Origin of the sequence: Vreelandella rituensis (assembly GCF_003336665.1) — a bacterium.
Classification (GTDB): domain Bacteria; phylum Pseudomonadota; class Gammaproteobacteria; order Pseudomonadales; family Halomonadaceae; genus Vreelandella; species Vreelandella rituensis.
The window spans coordinates 1-14,022 of record NZ_QPIJ01000078.1 but is presented as its reverse complement, the minus strand read 5'-3'; the positions used below and the strand labels follow the sequence as shown (position 1 = coordinate 14,022).

Annotated in this window: 12 protein-coding genes and 4 pseudogenes; 2 read left to right on the top strand and 14 right to left on the bottom strand. The window is 55.7% G+C overall.

Annotated features, from left to right (window positions below; translation table 11 throughout):
• Positions 1 to 499 precede the first annotated feature (499 nt).
• The 6 genes and pseudogenes from DU506_RS19460 to DU506_RS19440 form a co-directional block, all read right to left on the bottom strand.
• Positions 500 to 831 (bottom strand): annotated as a pseudogene (locus tag DU506_RS19460) (transposase); the annotation flags it as partial.
• Positions 832 to 1,085, bottom strand: a pseudogene (locus tag DU506_RS22895) (helix-turn-helix domain-containing protein); the annotation flags it as partial. It abuts the pseudogene before it with no gap.
• Between the two features lie 232 nt (positions 1,086 to 1,317).
• Positions 1,318 to 1,548, bottom strand: coding sequence for a hypothetical protein (locus tag DU506_RS19455; protein WP_114488522.1), 231 nt, complete (start codon positions 1,546 to 1,548; stop codon positions 1,318 to 1,320).
• A gap of 48 nt (positions 1,549 to 1,596) precedes the next feature.
• On the bottom strand, positions 1,597 to 2,052 hold the full coding sequence (locus DU506_RS19450) for a LysR substrate-binding domain-containing protein (RefSeq protein ID WP_235825802.1): 456 nt from the start codon (positions 2,050 to 2,052) through the stop codon (positions 1,597 to 1,599).
• Between the two features lie 25 nt (positions 2,053 to 2,077).
• Positions 2,078 to 2,164, bottom strand: a pseudogene (locus DU506_RS19445) (helix-turn-helix domain-containing protein); the annotation flags it as partial.
• A 180-nt stretch (positions 2,165 to 2,344) separates the two neighbouring features.
• Positions 2,345 to 3,403 (bottom strand): SDR family oxidoreductase, encoded by a 1,059-nt coding sequence (locus DU506_RS19440; RefSeq protein WP_114488521.1) that lies wholly within the window; start codon positions 3,401 to 3,403, stop codon positions 2,345 to 2,347.
• A 142-nt stretch (positions 3,404 to 3,545) separates the two neighbouring features.
• On the opposite strand from DU506_RS19440, the gene DU506_RS19435 reads away from it, so the two are divergent.
• Together DU506_RS19435 and DU506_RS19430 are read left to right on the top strand one after the other, a co-directional pair.
• Complete coding sequence (locus DU506_RS19435; protein WP_114488520.1) at positions 3,546 to 4,502, top strand: LysR family transcriptional regulator; 957 nt, start codon at positions 3,546 to 3,548, stop codon at positions 4,500 to 4,502.
• Positions 4,503 to 4,505: 3 nt separating this feature from the next.
• Positions 4,506 to 4,874: pseudogene (locus DU506_RS19430) on the top strand (IS66 family transposase); the annotation flags it as partial.
• 99 nt (positions 4,875 to 4,973) lie between these two features.
• Here DU506_RS19430 and DU506_RS19425 read toward each other — a convergent pair.
• The 8 genes from DU506_RS19425 to DU506_RS19390 all read right to left on the bottom strand — a co-directional run bounded on the left by DU506_RS19425 (position 4,974) and on the right by DU506_RS19390 (position 13,298).
• Positions 4,974 to 5,867, bottom strand: a complete 894-nt coding sequence (locus tag DU506_RS19425; protein ID WP_114488519.1) for an EamA family transporter — start codon at positions 5,865 to 5,867, stop codon at positions 4,974 to 4,976.
• Positions 5,864 to 6,682: a phosphonoacetaldehyde hydrolase gene (phnX, locus tag DU506_RS19420; protein ID WP_114488518.1), complete on the bottom strand. Its 819-nt coding sequence runs from the start codon at positions 6,680 to 6,682 to the stop codon at positions 5,864 to 5,866. Before phnX ends, DU506_RS19425 begins: the two co-directional genes overlap by 4 nt.
• A complete protein-coding gene (locus DU506_RS19415) occupies positions 6,679 to 7,854 on the bottom strand; it encodes a 2-aminoethylphosphonate--pyruvate transaminase (protein WP_114488517.1) in 1,176 nt (391 codons plus the stop codon). Before DU506_RS19415 ends, phnX begins: the two co-directional genes overlap by 4 nt.
• A 53-nt stretch (positions 7,855 to 7,907) precedes the next feature.
• Positions 7,908 to 8,495, bottom strand: coding sequence for an HD domain-containing protein (locus DU506_RS19410; RefSeq protein WP_114488516.1), 588 nt, complete (start codon positions 8,493 to 8,495; stop codon positions 7,908 to 7,910).
• Between the two features lie 35 nt (positions 8,496 to 8,530).
• Positions 8,531 to 10,222, bottom strand: a complete 1,692-nt coding sequence (locus tag DU506_RS19405; protein ID WP_114488515.1) for a putative 2-aminoethylphosphonate ABC transporter permease subunit — start codon at positions 10,220 to 10,222, stop codon at positions 8,531 to 8,533.
• Positions 10,219 to 11,340 carry a putative 2-aminoethylphosphonate ABC transporter ATP-binding protein gene (locus DU506_RS19400; protein WP_114488514.1) on the bottom strand — a complete coding sequence of 374 codons (1,122 nt, stop codon included), beginning with the start codon at positions 11,338 to 11,340 and terminating at the stop codon, positions 10,219 to 10,221. Before DU506_RS19400 ends, DU506_RS19405 begins: the two co-directional genes overlap by 4 nt.
• Before the next feature lie 50 nt (positions 11,341 to 11,390).
• A complete protein-coding gene (locus tag DU506_RS19395) occupies positions 11,391 to 12,419 on the bottom strand; it encodes a putative 2-aminoethylphosphonate ABC transporter substrate-binding protein (protein ID WP_114488523.1) in 1,029 nt (342 codons plus the stop codon).
• Between the two features lie 159 nt (positions 12,420 to 12,578).
• The gene (locus DU506_RS19390; RefSeq protein WP_114488513.1) at positions 12,579 to 13,298 is read right to left on the bottom strand and encodes a UTRA domain-containing protein; all 720 of its coding nucleotides are present in this window, start codon (positions 13,296 to 13,298) and stop codon (positions 12,579 to 12,581) included.
• Positions 13,299 to 14,022: the final 724 nt, after the last annotated feature.

Genomic DNA, 14,022 nt, shown 5'->3' with positions numbered 1-14,022 from the left:
GGCGGCAGAAGATAGTCGGTCTGGCGATCAACGGGGATGAAGCGGCTCATGGCGTCGTTCCGGTGGGGTGGCAGGAGGCAAGTATCTCATGACGTTATCTAAAATCCGACAGTCTCCTAGAGCAATTACCCATGATAGCAACACGAGGAGCATGTCATGCTCCCCTTGGATCGCGTCAAGGGCGTGCGGGTCAGTTAATAAATTTGTCAGCATCATTTTTGCCATCAAGGAACAGCTGCATAACGTCAGTGCAGCTACTGAGCAGCCGCAGGCGAGTTGACTCTAGCTTTCCTGCTATTGCCTGAAAAAGCCACCCGATAAGGTAGTTCTCTTTTACTTAGACCGAGCATCAGGGCAAGAAGGTCACCCTCCGGCAGTAGTACCTGGCCCGAATGAATGCCCTGATAGCATGGTAAAGACTGTTAGATCAGCTGTCGCCATCTTACTTCCCCAAGTCAGCTACCTCGCCTTGAAGAGGGTGCCGCAAAATCTTTCCTGATTACGCATATGGCTCAGCCATCTTCAGCAGTCGATACGGTATCGGCGGCGTTTTACCGCCACCGTGAGAAAGCGCGGGATCATGGCCTTGAGATCATAGCGTCGATTGAAGCGGTACTCGAACTCGGCCAGGTAGCTAGGGGCGTGCTGCCCACGGATGGCATGGTACGTGGCAGTGATGGCGTTCTTGACGTTGCCAAGAAGTGTGTTGACCCAGTTGAACTCAGGGTTCTCCACACTGGCACGCCCACCCCCGGTGATGTGGCGGTCATGGACGTAGGTGGAAGTATCGAAGGCTCGGAAACATCGGAGACCGTCACTGATGAGCTGGCTGAAGCGGGGATAGTTGGCCCGATGTGCGAAGTAATGCTTGAACGCCGTTTGCTGATGGCGCAGGCATTGCTGCAAGGGCACCGAACTGACCTCGGCCAGGAACGCGGTGTCCGGTACTTTTTTCAGTTGCGTCAAGAATGCACTGGCATCGTTATAGCCAACCTTTACCTGACGCTGATAGAACGCGTCGGTGCGATAGCGAGCACCGCGTTCCAGACAAACCGCACGCACCCAAACGTTCGCGCCAGCAGGATTTCCTGCTCGGGCGTCGGGTAGAATCGGTACTTATAGAAGCGTTAAGCTTTCATTATTTACATGAATGTTTAGCATTCTGTAAGCATTCAAGCATCAACAACAGAGCACCTTGGCGGGTGCCGTGCTATCCATTCTCGCACTAAAAGTGCAAGGTTTACCGTGTTAATTAATAAGGAAGGACGCGTGTTTTTACTTAACATTTAAGATAACGGTATAAAATATATGGCGTCCTCACCACATCCGGCGTGCGGTGCCTGTCAGGTCAAAGTGCCGTTGGAGCGCACTGTGCAGCCAGACACGTTTGCCGCCTTCGATCAGCACCACGACAGTACTTGGCACCCCGTCGCTGCCATGTGCACCGGAATAGTCTGCGTCAGACGGCCGGGCCGAGGAGTCTGAATGCGCGTGGGATGGTTCGGACGCGGGGGTGAGCAGAACCACCACCAAGTTGCGCCTGACCACGCGCCCCACCTCTTCCCTACAACCTTTCAGCACATGGTACTACGAGATCTACATCAACGCCTGATCACAGAAGGCTTGGGCTGACGCTTCGAGAGGGGAGTTTTTCGCCCAGGCGAGGCCGACATTCATGGCGGGGATGGGGTTTGAGAGTTCAACATGCTCAATACGCCGTCCCTCTAGCGACCAAGGGCGATAAACCAAGTCAGACAGGATGCTGACGCCGGTTCCGTTGGCTATTAAGCTGCGCACCGCCTCTACCGAGGTGGTCTGGAAAAGGGTGTTCGGTTTGAGCCCCGATTGCTGCCAGTAGCTGATGGCCGTCTGATCGGCCTCGTCCACCGTCAGCATGATGTAGGGATAATGGGCCACATCACGCAGGCTGACAGTCTCCAGTGACAACAGCGGGTGATGGCTGCGAATCATCCCGCTGTCACCAATCCAGGCACGGCCACCGAAGAACATGGCAGGTATGGAGTCGGCAGCCACGCCGTGAGCGGCTGCCACGTCGCGGAACCGTGACCGAGCGTCAGTTCCAGACAAACCGCACGCACCCAAACGTTCGCGCCAGCAGGATTTTCTGCTCGGGCGTTGGGTAGAATCGGTACTTATAGGTGCGTTAAGTTTTCATTGCTTACATTTTAGTATCATTTGCGTAAGAACACAAGGCGTCCTCTCGGACACCTCGCTTGTATCCCCTTCGCGCTACGCGACTCAGGAAGAGGTATTACGCGCTTTTAGATAAACTACAAGACTCGGCGCCTGTCGACGCCGAGTCTTTTTTACCGATTTTTTGCGATCAGGGAATGATCTTCTCGGCGCGCAGGCGATCGAACAAGTCGAAGAACGCACTGCGGGTCTCGCGGAAATGGTCGAAACCGAAATCACGCGACTTGGCGGTGTCGTTAACGCATTCCTGGTCGCGACCCAAGTCGGCATCGGTGTGCCACCAGGACGCGAGCTGGGTGACGTCCGGCTCGACCAGATCATGCTTCTCGGCGATGTCGCGCCAGGTGGTGTCGATTCCGACCATCTGGGTGTCCAGCGGCTGCGGCGTTTCCGGGCAGTCTGCTATTTCGAGACCGAAGTACTCACCGATCTCGCGCCACATGCGGCGCCAGCGAAAAACGTCACCGTTGACTGTATTGAATGCCTGATTCGCTGCACCCGGCGTCGTTGCGGCCCACTCCATCTGGCGCGCCAAAACCAGGGCGTCGGTCATGTCGGTCAGGGCGTTCCACTGAACCTGCGACCCCGGGAATACGAATGGCTTGCCGGTTGCCTTGCAGATCGAGGCGTAGACGGCAAGCGTGGTGCCCATGTTCATGGCGTTACCGCGGGCATAGCCGATCACTGTGTGCGGACGATGCACGTTCCAGGCGAAGCCTTGACGCTCGGCCGTTTCGAACAGGACATCTTCCAGGGCGTAGTAGAAGTTGTCGCCGGGGACGCGCGGCTCGGATTCGCGAAACGGCGTCTCGATGCGACCGCTGCCGTAGGCTTCGAACGAACCGAGATACTGTTTGGTTCCCGTGACCAGCGAGGCGTGCTGTAGTTCGACGTCACCCAGCGCCGCGAACAGGTTGCGCATCATGGCGCTATTGGCCTCGACGTTGGCTTTCTCGTTGTCGCGACCAACCCAGGTGCAGTAGAAGACATGGGTGATCGGCAGGCCGGCCAGTGCCTCTCGGGTAGCCGAGGCGTCGAGCAGATCCGTGGCAACTGGAATTACGCCGTTTTTTTCGCTCGCGTGGCGAGAAAGTCCGTAGACCGTCCAGCCGCTGGCCACTAGGTAAGATGCCAAATTACCGCCTGTAATCCCGGTGGCACCGACGACTAGTGCAGATCCTTTACGCATGGGCTGTCTCCTTTCGTAAGCGTTGCCAGGCCCCCAAAGCGGGTAGCCGATGCATTCATTCTGGTCGCGGTGGTTCATTGCTACAATCGAAAGCACTGCAAATCTTTATTGCATGAAGCGCAACTTGAGGAGTTTCAATACGATGGATCTCAATGCCCTGCGTGTCTTCGAGCGAGTCGCCGCCACGGGAAGCTTCACTGCCGCTGCCCGCCACTTCCAGCGCGCGGTTTCCTCGATTTCTCGACAGATCCGAGGCTTGGAAGAGGCCGTGGGCCAGCCACTTCTTTACCGGCATACCCGTGCCGTAACGCTCACCGAAGCGGGCTGGCGCTACTACGAAGAGGTGCGCGACATTCTGGATCGGCTCGACGTTGCCACGCAGGCGCTGACGCATCCGGATGCCGAGCCCAGCGGCATGCTGCGCATCAATGCACCGGTGGCGTTTGGTCAGCGCCAGATCGTGCCCCTGCTGCACCGCTTTCAGAAGCGGTATCCTTCACTCAAGGCCGAATTACAATTAAACGACCACGTGGTCGATCCGGTTCGCGAAGGGCACGACGTCACCTTCCGGGTGGGAAAACTTTCGGATTCGTCGCTGGTAGCGCGTCGCCTGGCACCAATGAACTACGTGATCGCCGCAGCGCCAAGCTATCTTCTGACGCATGGCGAGCCCGAATCGCCGGAGGCACTTGCCACTCACAACTGCCTGCTCTATCAGGGCGAGATGGGGCGCCAACGTTGGTACTTTCAGGCACCGGATCAGGCCAGCGCCACGCCTTTCGAGGTCATCGGCAATCTCTACAGCAACGATGCCATCAGTCTGGTCCATGCCGCCCTACTGGGGCAAGGCCTGGTGATGTTCCCCACCTGGCTGATTGCCGACGAGTTAAAAACCGGCGCGCTGGTCGCTCTGCTTGAATCCTGGCGCTGCGAGGTCATGCCGGGGCGCCGCGACATTCACGTGCTGACTACCGAACGGCGCCTTCGCTCGCGTAAGGTCCGCGTTTTCCTCGACTATCTATTCGAGTCGTTGGCGCCCCTTCCACCCTGGGATCGCTGGCGTGAGGCAGTGCTGACCAACAGCGGACGCTCATCCTGATAGCTTCACCGCTGGATGCTGGCTCAGCGCGAGAAGGTGCCGACCAGCTCGGCGACGGCGAAAGCGCTGTACGACAGCCTGAAACGTTGGGCGGCGCTGACGCGTTAACTCGATGACGGCCGACTGCCCATTGATAATAATCGCGCTGAGAACCTGATTCGTCCTTGGGCGCTGGGCCGAAGTTACTGGCTATTCGCCGGGTCGCTGCGCAGTGGCCAACGCGCTGCCGCTATCATCAGCCTGATTCAGTGCGCCAAGCTGAACGGCAACGATCCCTATGCCTACCTCCGAGACGTCCTTGAATGGCTGCCGACCCAGAAGGCCAGCCAAATCCACGAACTCCTGTCCCGCAACTGGCAGCATACCGCCTGATCATTGACAAGCGGTGATGCCCGTTCGTACGCTTAACCTGCGAAGAAACTAGATTGGGACATTACCTCTGCGATCTACGCCCCTTAATCCGACAGACTGTTAGTAAGCCACCATACCAAGTCCTACCACCATTACACCCAGACTTAGTGCCTTTAATGCTGATAGCCGCTCCTTTAGCCATAGAATGCCAATCAATGCTCCCAGCGGAATCGAGAGTTGGCGCAACGCAACGACATAGCTGACTTCTTTCGTTAGCGCTAACGCCACTAACACAAGGCCGTAGGTGCCCGTGATCATCCAGCCGGTTACGATGATGACTTGACGCTCACTCTGCCATAGCTTAGGTAGTTGCCTGCGCTCCTTAGTGAGGCAGGCGATCAGCGGCAATGCCCAAAGCAGTGTAACCAGTGCTTGTAGCACCATAAACTGCGCGCCCGCCGTCTGTGCACTGTGTCCAGCTTGTTGCATCAACACCAGCGCCCGATGGTCGATCAGCGAGTAGCCCATGGTAGCCACCGCGGCGAGGAGCGCAAACCCTAAAGCGGGACTGAAGTAGGTCGCCAGGCGACGCGCTGCAGGGTCAGAAAGAGGCAGGCACAACGCTCCTAGCACGATCAGTCCCATGCCTAGCACGTCGAACGAGGTGATCGCCTGACTGCCCAGTAACGCGACTGACACCAGTGGCACGAACACGACGGGCAAAGCGCGTACAATAGGATAAAGTACGCTAACTTCACCTCGCGCATAGGCCCAGGCTAACCCACCCATGTAGAACATCTGGCACAGCCCTGAAGCCACTAGCCACGCCCAAAACTTCCCCGGCAACACGGTAACTGGTGGACCTAAAAGCAGTAGTGGCAGAAACGTTAACCCACCGGCCATGATCGCCAGACTAAAAAAGGCAAGCGACGGCGCACGCCGCTTGCCAAGTACATTCCATCCTGCATGCAGGCAAACGGAGACCACAATCAGTGTCAGCGCCGTGGGACTCAAGGCCTCTCCCCGAGAACCAAACGTGCGTTGATAGCACTGATCACTCCAGGAAGCTCAGCGATAGTTTCAATGAGATAATGCGGCTGGCTCGAAGCGAATTGCTCGGCAATTCGACGGTGCGTGGTTTGGCGGTCAGCCTCTTCCATGGACTGATATGTCTCAAACGTCACCCCGAGCGCATTACCGGAACACGTCAGAGCCACCGTCCACATACCGGCGCTACGACCCTCAACAATACCTGGCACGGTATCGTCAACCTTGACGCAAGCAGCGACATCACGAACGCTCAATGCCATGACATTGGCCAGCGACTGTGCCGGATATGGCCGCCCGTTCGGCACCTCGTCGGTGGCGATAACGTAATCCAGTACCAAGCCTTGCTCACGCGCCAATGCCACGACGTTTTCCATTACCACCGCCGGGTAGCCTGAGCACGACCCAAGTTTCATACCCTTTTTGCGTAGCGTCGCCACAACGTCCAGCGCGCCGGGTATAGGTGCAGAATGGTCAGCGATTTTTTCTATCTGCAATGGCAGAAAGCGCTCATATAGCGCGGTGACGTCATCGTCTGTTGGCAGATGCCCAGTCGCTATTTCAAAGCGCGCCGCGATGTCCCTATCGTTACAGAGCGTGCGGATATGGTCCCATTTACCCATGCCCATTGGGCCACGGGCTTCTTCCAAAGAAAGTGCTATGCCCATTTCGGCAAAAGCTTCAACAAAGATTTGCGTCGGTGCAAAGGAGCCAAAATCAACCAGTGTTCCCGCCCAGTCGAAAATCACCGCATCTAGCTGCGAAGGCGTCTGGTAGATCATGCGAGTTCTCCCATAGAGTAAGCGGCTTGAGGCGGGCGCGTATCGGTTACGTCCATTTCGTTTAAGCTCTCGTCAATGGCGACTAAAAGCGCATTCATGACGTTGCTGTCTACTTGCCCGATATGGCCGATGCGAAAACTCTCAACCTCAGTCAGCTTACCTGGGTAGATGATGAAGCCGCGTGCCTTCAAGGCCGCATAGAAACGCGCGAAGGCGAAATTCGGATCTCGCGGGCTGAAAAACGTGGTGATAATTGGCGACAGCCAAGCATCATCCAACAATGTTTGAAAACCCCGCTGTCGCATTCCCTCAACTAACACGTCACGGTTTTGGGTATAACGCGCAAGTCTGCCAGCCACGCCGCCTTCCGCCTGATGCTGTGCCAGGGCCTGATGGAAAGCCATCACCGTGTGCGTGGGCGGGGTAAACCGCCACTGCCCGGTACGCTCCATGTAGCTCCATTGAGCGTGGAGATCTAAACTGAGCGAATGTGACCGGTTCTCACTGGTTTTTAGAACCTCCCGGTGGATTATTACGAAGCCGAATCCCGGTACACCCTCAATGCATTTATTGGCTGATGACACTAACGCGTCCAACTGAATACGCTGCACATTGATTGGCACAGCACCAAACGAGCTCATGGCATCGACGATAAAGCGCTTGCCGTGCAAGGCAACCACATCAGCAATCGCTTCTAGAGGGTTGAGAATACCGGAGCTCGTCTCACAATGAATCAGCACCACCGTTGCAATCTCAGGATGCGCCGTCAGCCACGCATCGACCTCTTCCGGTAGCGGCGGCAAGTAATCGCCCTTATCCAGCACTTGTACCGGGCGCCCCAGATAACTAAGGATCTGGGCGGCACGCTTACCATAAGCCCCATTGCTGAGCACCAGCGTTGGTTTAGTCGAGTCAGTGATACTGGCCAGGGTGGCTTCAACAGCAAAGGTACCGCTTCCCTGCATCGGTACGCAGACAAAAGCGTCGTCATCGTCGCCTGCCATGGACAGCAACTGGCGTCGAATATCCGCGGTGATGGTATTAAAATCGCTATCCCAAGAGCCCCAGTCTTGCTGCATGGCATTCTTAGTCGCCACCGACGTGCTTAATGGGCCTGGAGTGAGGAGGTACGGCGTTTTCTCAAACAAAGCTTGATCGTGTGTAAAAGTCATTGGTATATACCAGAAATTCGGTCAAAAAAATTGCGCAAGGAAGCGACACTGTATTACTGGTCGAGGACTTGCCTGATCGTCGGCATAAACTCACAAAACGCCACACCACTTAGTTCTGTGCACTTCCCGACATCATCCCAACGCCGAAGCATGACAGACGCATCGAAATGAGGAGACGCTTCAAAATCGCGACACTCTTCTGCTGTCATGACACCACCTTGATGCATCAGAGAATGCTTGGACGCCTCGGACAGTGACGCTTCGTACGCAGGCTCAATAGCACATAAATAGCGCTTTGCTACGGTATGCAAACGAATCGGTTGGCATACTGCATCATCAAAAAAACGCTCTAATAACGCGGCGCCAACGTCGTCGTGTTTATTGCGTTCGCGCCAATCGCGTGGACCGACAAGATGGCCGATATCGTGCAGCAATGCCGCTACGATAAGCGCACTTGACGCTCCTGATTGTTGGGCTAAAGAGGCACATTGCACCGCATGCTCCAGCTGCGTCACATCTTCGCCGTAGTGCATGTTGCCCGCCCGTTGGTACAAAGACTGTAACGCTGTCATCACATCGCTTTTGTCTACGCCGACAGGAGGTAAGGCATCGTTAAAAGCTAGGGGTGTCGTATCCGTCATGGCGTTATCACCTCAATAGTGAGCTAAAAACATGATTAAGTGGCTTGACGCCAACGTTGTGCTTTCGTCAATAACACGTGAGTCAGTGCCGCGTGCAGCAATTTGACCACCAGCGACGTGAGAAAAATCAACACTGCCATGGCCGCTGCACTGGCAAAGTACCCAGCTTCGTCAAGGTGCAGCACTGCCACCGAAGCCAAGCGCGTATCGCTGTTGTAGAGAAAAACCACAGCGGAGACGGTAGTCATGGCATTGACGAACAGATACACGGAAATATCCAACACTGCTGGCAGCGATACCGGTAGCGTAATGCGACGAAAGGTGATCCAGAACGGCACCTTCAGCGATGCTCCGACTGCTTCGAACTCTGGGTCCAGCTGCTTAAGCGCGGTGACGGATGTAAGGTGGCATACCGTATAGAAATGAATCAGCGTGTTAAGCACCAAAATTGCCAGCGTGCCATAGAGCCAGTTGAACGGGTTGCCCGCCTGATTGAAAAAGAAAATATACGCCAACCCCAGCACCATGCCTGGTACCGCCATCGGCAACATTGCCATGAAATGCAGCCCCTGGCGCAGCGGCGCAAAGCCATCGCTCTTTTCGATCAACCACGCATTGAAGAACACCACCAGCGTGCCGATTAGCGCAACCGAAAAAGCCAGCTTCAATGAGTTGAACCAAGCTGACCAGCCACCCCCGGCCAAGCCGTCAAAACCGTAGTGATCAAGCGTCAGCGACAATTTATAAGGCCAGAACTGCACCAGCGAAGCATATACAGCCGTGCCGATCACCAACAGGATCACGCCCGCAACGCTGTAGCAAAATATCGCAAAGAGTCCGTCACGCAAAGGCGCGGGGGTCGGCTGCCAGGGCACAGCACGCGCCGAGAGCTGTGCCACCTGGCGACGCTGTATCAAACGATCGACGATAAAGGACAACACCGCCGGTAGCAGCAAAATCACGCTAACCACCGCGCCCATCTGGAAGTTCTGTTGCCCCACCACCTGACGATAAACATCCGTGGCCAGCACGCTGTATTGCCCGCCGATAATCTTAGGTACGCCAAAATCGGTTATCGCTAAGGTAAACACGACAAATGTGCAGGAAATTAACCCGTAGCGCACACCTGGCAGTGTAATGGTCAGGAAGCTACGCCACTTTGGTGTTCCCAATGCCTCGGCAGCTTCATAGAGACGTGCGTCACTGTTAGCCAGTGCTGTGGTTAGAATCATCAACGCATGTGGAAAGATCCAAAAACTCATGCCCATCACGATACCAATCGGGCCATAAATGCTTTGCCCCATCAACGCCTCGCGAAACCAGCCTTGATTGCCGAACAGATACACCAGGCTGATTGCCGGCAGCAGCGAAGGCGCCAGGATGGGCAAAATCGCCAGCACGCGAAAGACCCGCTTACCTGGCATGCAAGTGCGCGTAATCCCGTAGGCACACAGAAACGCTAAACTCACCACGAGCATCGTGCTCAGTAGTGCCACAAACAGCGACTGCTGGATCGAGTTAACCAGCGCCGGTACCTGAAAGTAATGAATAAAGTTGGTCAGGCCAATGAAGTCGCCGTTGCGGTCTTGCACGCTTTTCACCAGCATGGTCAAAAGCGGCAGCAACAGACCAACGACCAGTAGCGCCAACCCCAACAAAAGCGCCGCGAGGCGGATCAATGCTTCACTAGATCGCAATCGCGCCGGCATCAGCGTAGACGCTATCATGACGCGACCTCGCTCGCGGGATACAAGCGAATCGCCGCAGCAGGTAGCGAGATGCCAACGCGGCCATTCACCGCGAGGGCGACTGACTCAGCATCGCGTGCCGATACGTCGGCCAACAGAGGCTGGTCACTGTCGTCGAGGTGCAGGCGTACGCGTAAAAAAGCACCAAGAAACTCAATCCCCTGCACGGTGGCTGACAGGCCAGTGGTGCAGGGTGTTAACGCGACATCCTCAGGGCGCACGGCCAAACGCGCGCGTGGACTATCATCCAGCCCATGTGGCAAGCATTTCAGGCATTGTGAGCCGAGGCGAAGCCCCGAACTACCCTCAGGCACAGCATCCAAAAAGTTCATGCTGCCGACAAACGTCGCTACAAATTCGCTGACGGGTTGCCGGTACACTTCTTCGGGCGTCCCGATCTGCTCGATCACGCCGTGATTCATCACCACGATGCGATCCGCCATGGTCAGCGCCTCTTCCTGATCATGAGTGACCATGATGGTGGTGACACCCAGGCGTCGCTGCAGGGCTTTCATCTGACCGCGCAGGTTCACACGCACACGGGCATCTAAGGCCGATAGCGGCTCATCCAGAAGCAACAGGCTCGGTTCGGTAGCCAGTGCACGTGCCAGGGCGACGCGTTGCTGCTGCCCACCCGACAGCGCTGCAGGATACTTGCTTTCACTCCCGGCCAAGTCGACCAGGGCTAAAAGCTCCGTTACACGGGCGCGGATGCAATGGCGATCCTCGCGCCGATTACGCAGTCCGTAAGCGATGTTGCCGTAAACCGTCAAATTAGGAAACAACGCGTAGGATTGAAACACAATGCCAAAGTCGCGTTCTTGAGGTGGCAAAGTAGATACATCACAGCCGCGCTGGATAATCTTCCCACTGCTTTGCGGCGCTAATCCGGCGATGGCACGTAATAGTGTGGTTTTCCCGCAGCCTGACGGGCCAAGAAAGCAGACAAACTCGCCCTCTTGTATTTCCAGGTCGATCTGTTTTAGTGCGGTAAAGTCACCAAAACGCTTCGTCAGTTGGGTAATAGCGAGGTGGGTATCGCTTTTTTTTACCTCTGCATAAAGCCCGGGCGATAGCGCAGCCGTCATCGATTGCATAACAAACTCCTCGCCCGGTGCCATTAGGCACCGGGCCTTCAACGTTGTGCTTACTCTTCGCTCTTGCTGTCGTAGCGACGCTGCCACTCATCCAACACACGCTTGCGGTTCAACGCTGCCCACTGAAAGTCTGCGTCAATCATGCGCTCTACGATATTGCTGGGATAATTATCGATCGGCTGTGCTACACCGGGATACGCTACAACCGCATAGCCTTCGTTATAGAGCTCGTTGGCGTCTTGTGAGACGGCCCAGTCCATCAATGTCTGCGCAGCTTCGCGTTTATCGGTACCGGCCACGATGGCGGCGGCTTCCATATCCCAACCTAGACCCTCTTCCGGGAACACCAGCTCAATCGGGGCGCCTTGCGACTTCAAACGGGCACCACGAAAAGCAAAAGAAACCCCTACCGTGGTTTCACCGGTCGCCGCCAGGCTGCAAGGGGCAGAGCCGGAGTGGGTATAGCGAGAAATGTTATCGTGCAGACGATCCATGTAGTCCCAACCTTGCTCTTCACCCCACAGCTGCAGCCAGCTGGCCACATCAAGATAGCCAGTGCCTGAGGAGTTTGGGTTGGGCATGATCACGTGGCCTTCATACTCGGGCTGCGTCAAGTCGTTCCATGATGTCGGTTTCGGTACGCCATTTTTCTCACCCTCAATGGTGTTGTAGCAGATCGATGCTACCCAAGCATCCATACCCACCCAAGCGGGGTCTTCGCCGTCACGTGTGTAGGCCACATCGACGAATTTAGGATCCAGCTTCTCTATTCCAGCGGGCGCATAGCGCTCCAACATGCCCTCCTCTTCCAACACCAACAAACTGGTGGCAGCCAGGCCCCAAATCATATCCGCCTGGGGATTATCCTTTTCGGCCAAAAGGCGTGCAGTGATCACACCGGTGGAATCACGCACCCAGCGGATCTCGATATCGGGATGCGCCTGATTGAAGCGCTCGGCATATTTTTGCAGGTCATCAGATTCGACGGCGGTGTAAACCGTCAGCTCAGTAGCCTGTGCGGCCGTCATTGAGGCCGCGCTAAGGACAACGGATGCGATTAGTGAGCGTTGCAATGTCATGATCATATCTCGTCATTTGGATAAGTGGTGAAACGCAGTGCGTAACTCACCATCCCTGGTGTAGACCAGAATATTGGCGCAACGAGATGACACCGCCGTGACAGTAACATGAAGAAGTATTGACGTTGGCTTTAACAGATTGACCGCTGGTGAAGGCGTTTAGGTAGTATTTGAGAGCTCTACACGAATACTCAATGCATCGTGTAACCAGTGCTCTTCGTCATATTCGATGGGTCGATGACGGGTGTCGAAAATCGTTCGACTGATATTAAGCCCTGCGGTGCCAGTAGCCACGCCTAGCTCACTGGCATCATCTTGTTGCAGCGCTTCTGACACCATGCGGATGGAGCGGTGTGAGAGTTCAAGCTGCCAGCGTTCACGCAATAGTCCCCATAGCGAGTGATCAAAGCGCTCCTGCAAAAGACCAGGAGCCTGCTCAGGCACGACCCAAAGGGACTCCACCAGTACTGCGCGCTCGTCAACATAGCGTCTGCGGCGTATATGATACAGCGGATGATTCACGTCAAGCCCCAGCGCGCTGGCTGCCGCCGGACATGTTGCGGTTGTTACACCCAGCACCTCAGTACGAGGAGTGCGTCCTTGTGCAGTCACATAGTCGTTGAAGCCGGCATCGCGCGTTGGATCATACTCTAGACGCTTGGGCGAGACGAACCAGCCGCGCCGGTTACTGCGATGAATTTTGCCTTCTCCTTCCAACTGCGCAAGTGCCTGGCGCAGCGTCACACGGGTGGTATTGAAACGTTCTGCTAGCACCCGCTCTGCAGGCAGCCTGCCGACTTCATCTACCCAAGTGGCACCACCGTAGCGCAATTGTTCGCGCAGCTGCCGGGTAAGCTGCATGTAATAGGCCTCAGCCATTCGAAATGCGATCCTGTATTTTAATGTGAGTGTTATCAGTTTGGTCTATCACCCCACGCATCATCAACGCTGCTGATGGATGCGGGGCTTGCGGGTAGCTTTGCAAGCCCTAGTTGAATAGGCCAAGTGTGCCTTTTGGTGCACTACGTTATGCGGGTCATGACACCCCTGGGATGTTCTTGCTCTGTCGCCATGTCGTAAACCGTCCTGATGGGTAGGGACCGTCATCACGACACAACAAGGCCGACTAACCTGGCCGAAGCGAACCTTACCACTATTTTTTAACGGTGCGTTCTTATCAATCAAGGAGGTTGGGATGAAGGCCTATGTGTCAAAAGTCAGCAAGGGAATTGGCTGATGCCCACGCATCCGGCGAAGGCCCGTTGGGTGCTTCGTAAGGGCAAGGCCGAGGTAATCTAGCGGACACCCTTTGCCATCCAGTTAACCTACGCCGCTACCGAGCATGGTCAGCCGGTCATTCTCGGCATTGGTGACGGCGGTGTCACGGCCGTCACCAACGATCAAACGCTTTACCAAGAAAAAATTCATCTACGCACGTATATGGAGTCCTCCTCGTTTGCAAGCATGGGGCACGATAGGCATTAGGTACGACTGCACACGTATATCCGGTCTCTTAAATAATGCAGAAGCATTGGACCCTGATGGGCTATCCGCACGTCAGCTCCCAATAGGTTCCTCGAGCTATTTGCTCCCCATACGTGCA

Bases quoted from the DNA above. Each gene is read 5' to 3' on its own strand.
- DU506_RS19440 (WP_114488521.1), bottom strand. From the start codon at position 3,403: ATGCGTAAAGGATCTGCACTAGTCGTCGGTGCCACCGGGATTACAGGC.
- DU506_RS19435 (WP_114488520.1), top strand. From the start codon at position 3,546: ATGGATCTCAATGCCCTGCGTGTCTTCGAGCGAGTCGCCGCCACGGGA.
- phnX (WP_114488518.1), bottom strand. From the start codon at position 6,682: ATGATCTACCAGACGCCTTCGCAGCTAGATGCGGTGATTTTCGACTGG.
- DU506_RS19415 (WP_114488517.1), bottom strand. From the start codon at position 7,854: ATGACTTTTACACACGATCAAGCTTTGTTTGAGAAAACGCCGTACCTC.
- DU506_RS19410 (WP_114488516.1), bottom strand. From the start codon at position 8,495: ATGACGGATACGACACCCCTAGCTTTTAACGATGCCTTACCTCCTGTC.
- DU506_RS19405 (WP_114488515.1), bottom strand. From the start codon at position 10,222: ATGATAGCGTCTACGCTGATGCCGGCGCGATTGCGATCTAGTGAAGCA.
- DU506_RS19400 (WP_114488514.1), bottom strand. From the start codon at position 11,340: ATGCAATCGATGACGGCTGCGCTATCGCCCGGGCTTTATGCAGAGGTA.
- DU506_RS19395 (WP_114488523.1), bottom strand. From the start codon at position 12,419: ATGACATTGCAACGCTCACTAATCGCATCCGTTGTCCTTAGCGCGGCC.
- DU506_RS19390 (WP_114488513.1), bottom strand. From the start codon at position 13,298: ATGGCTGAGGCCTATTACATGCAGCTTACCCGGCAGCTGCGCGAACAA.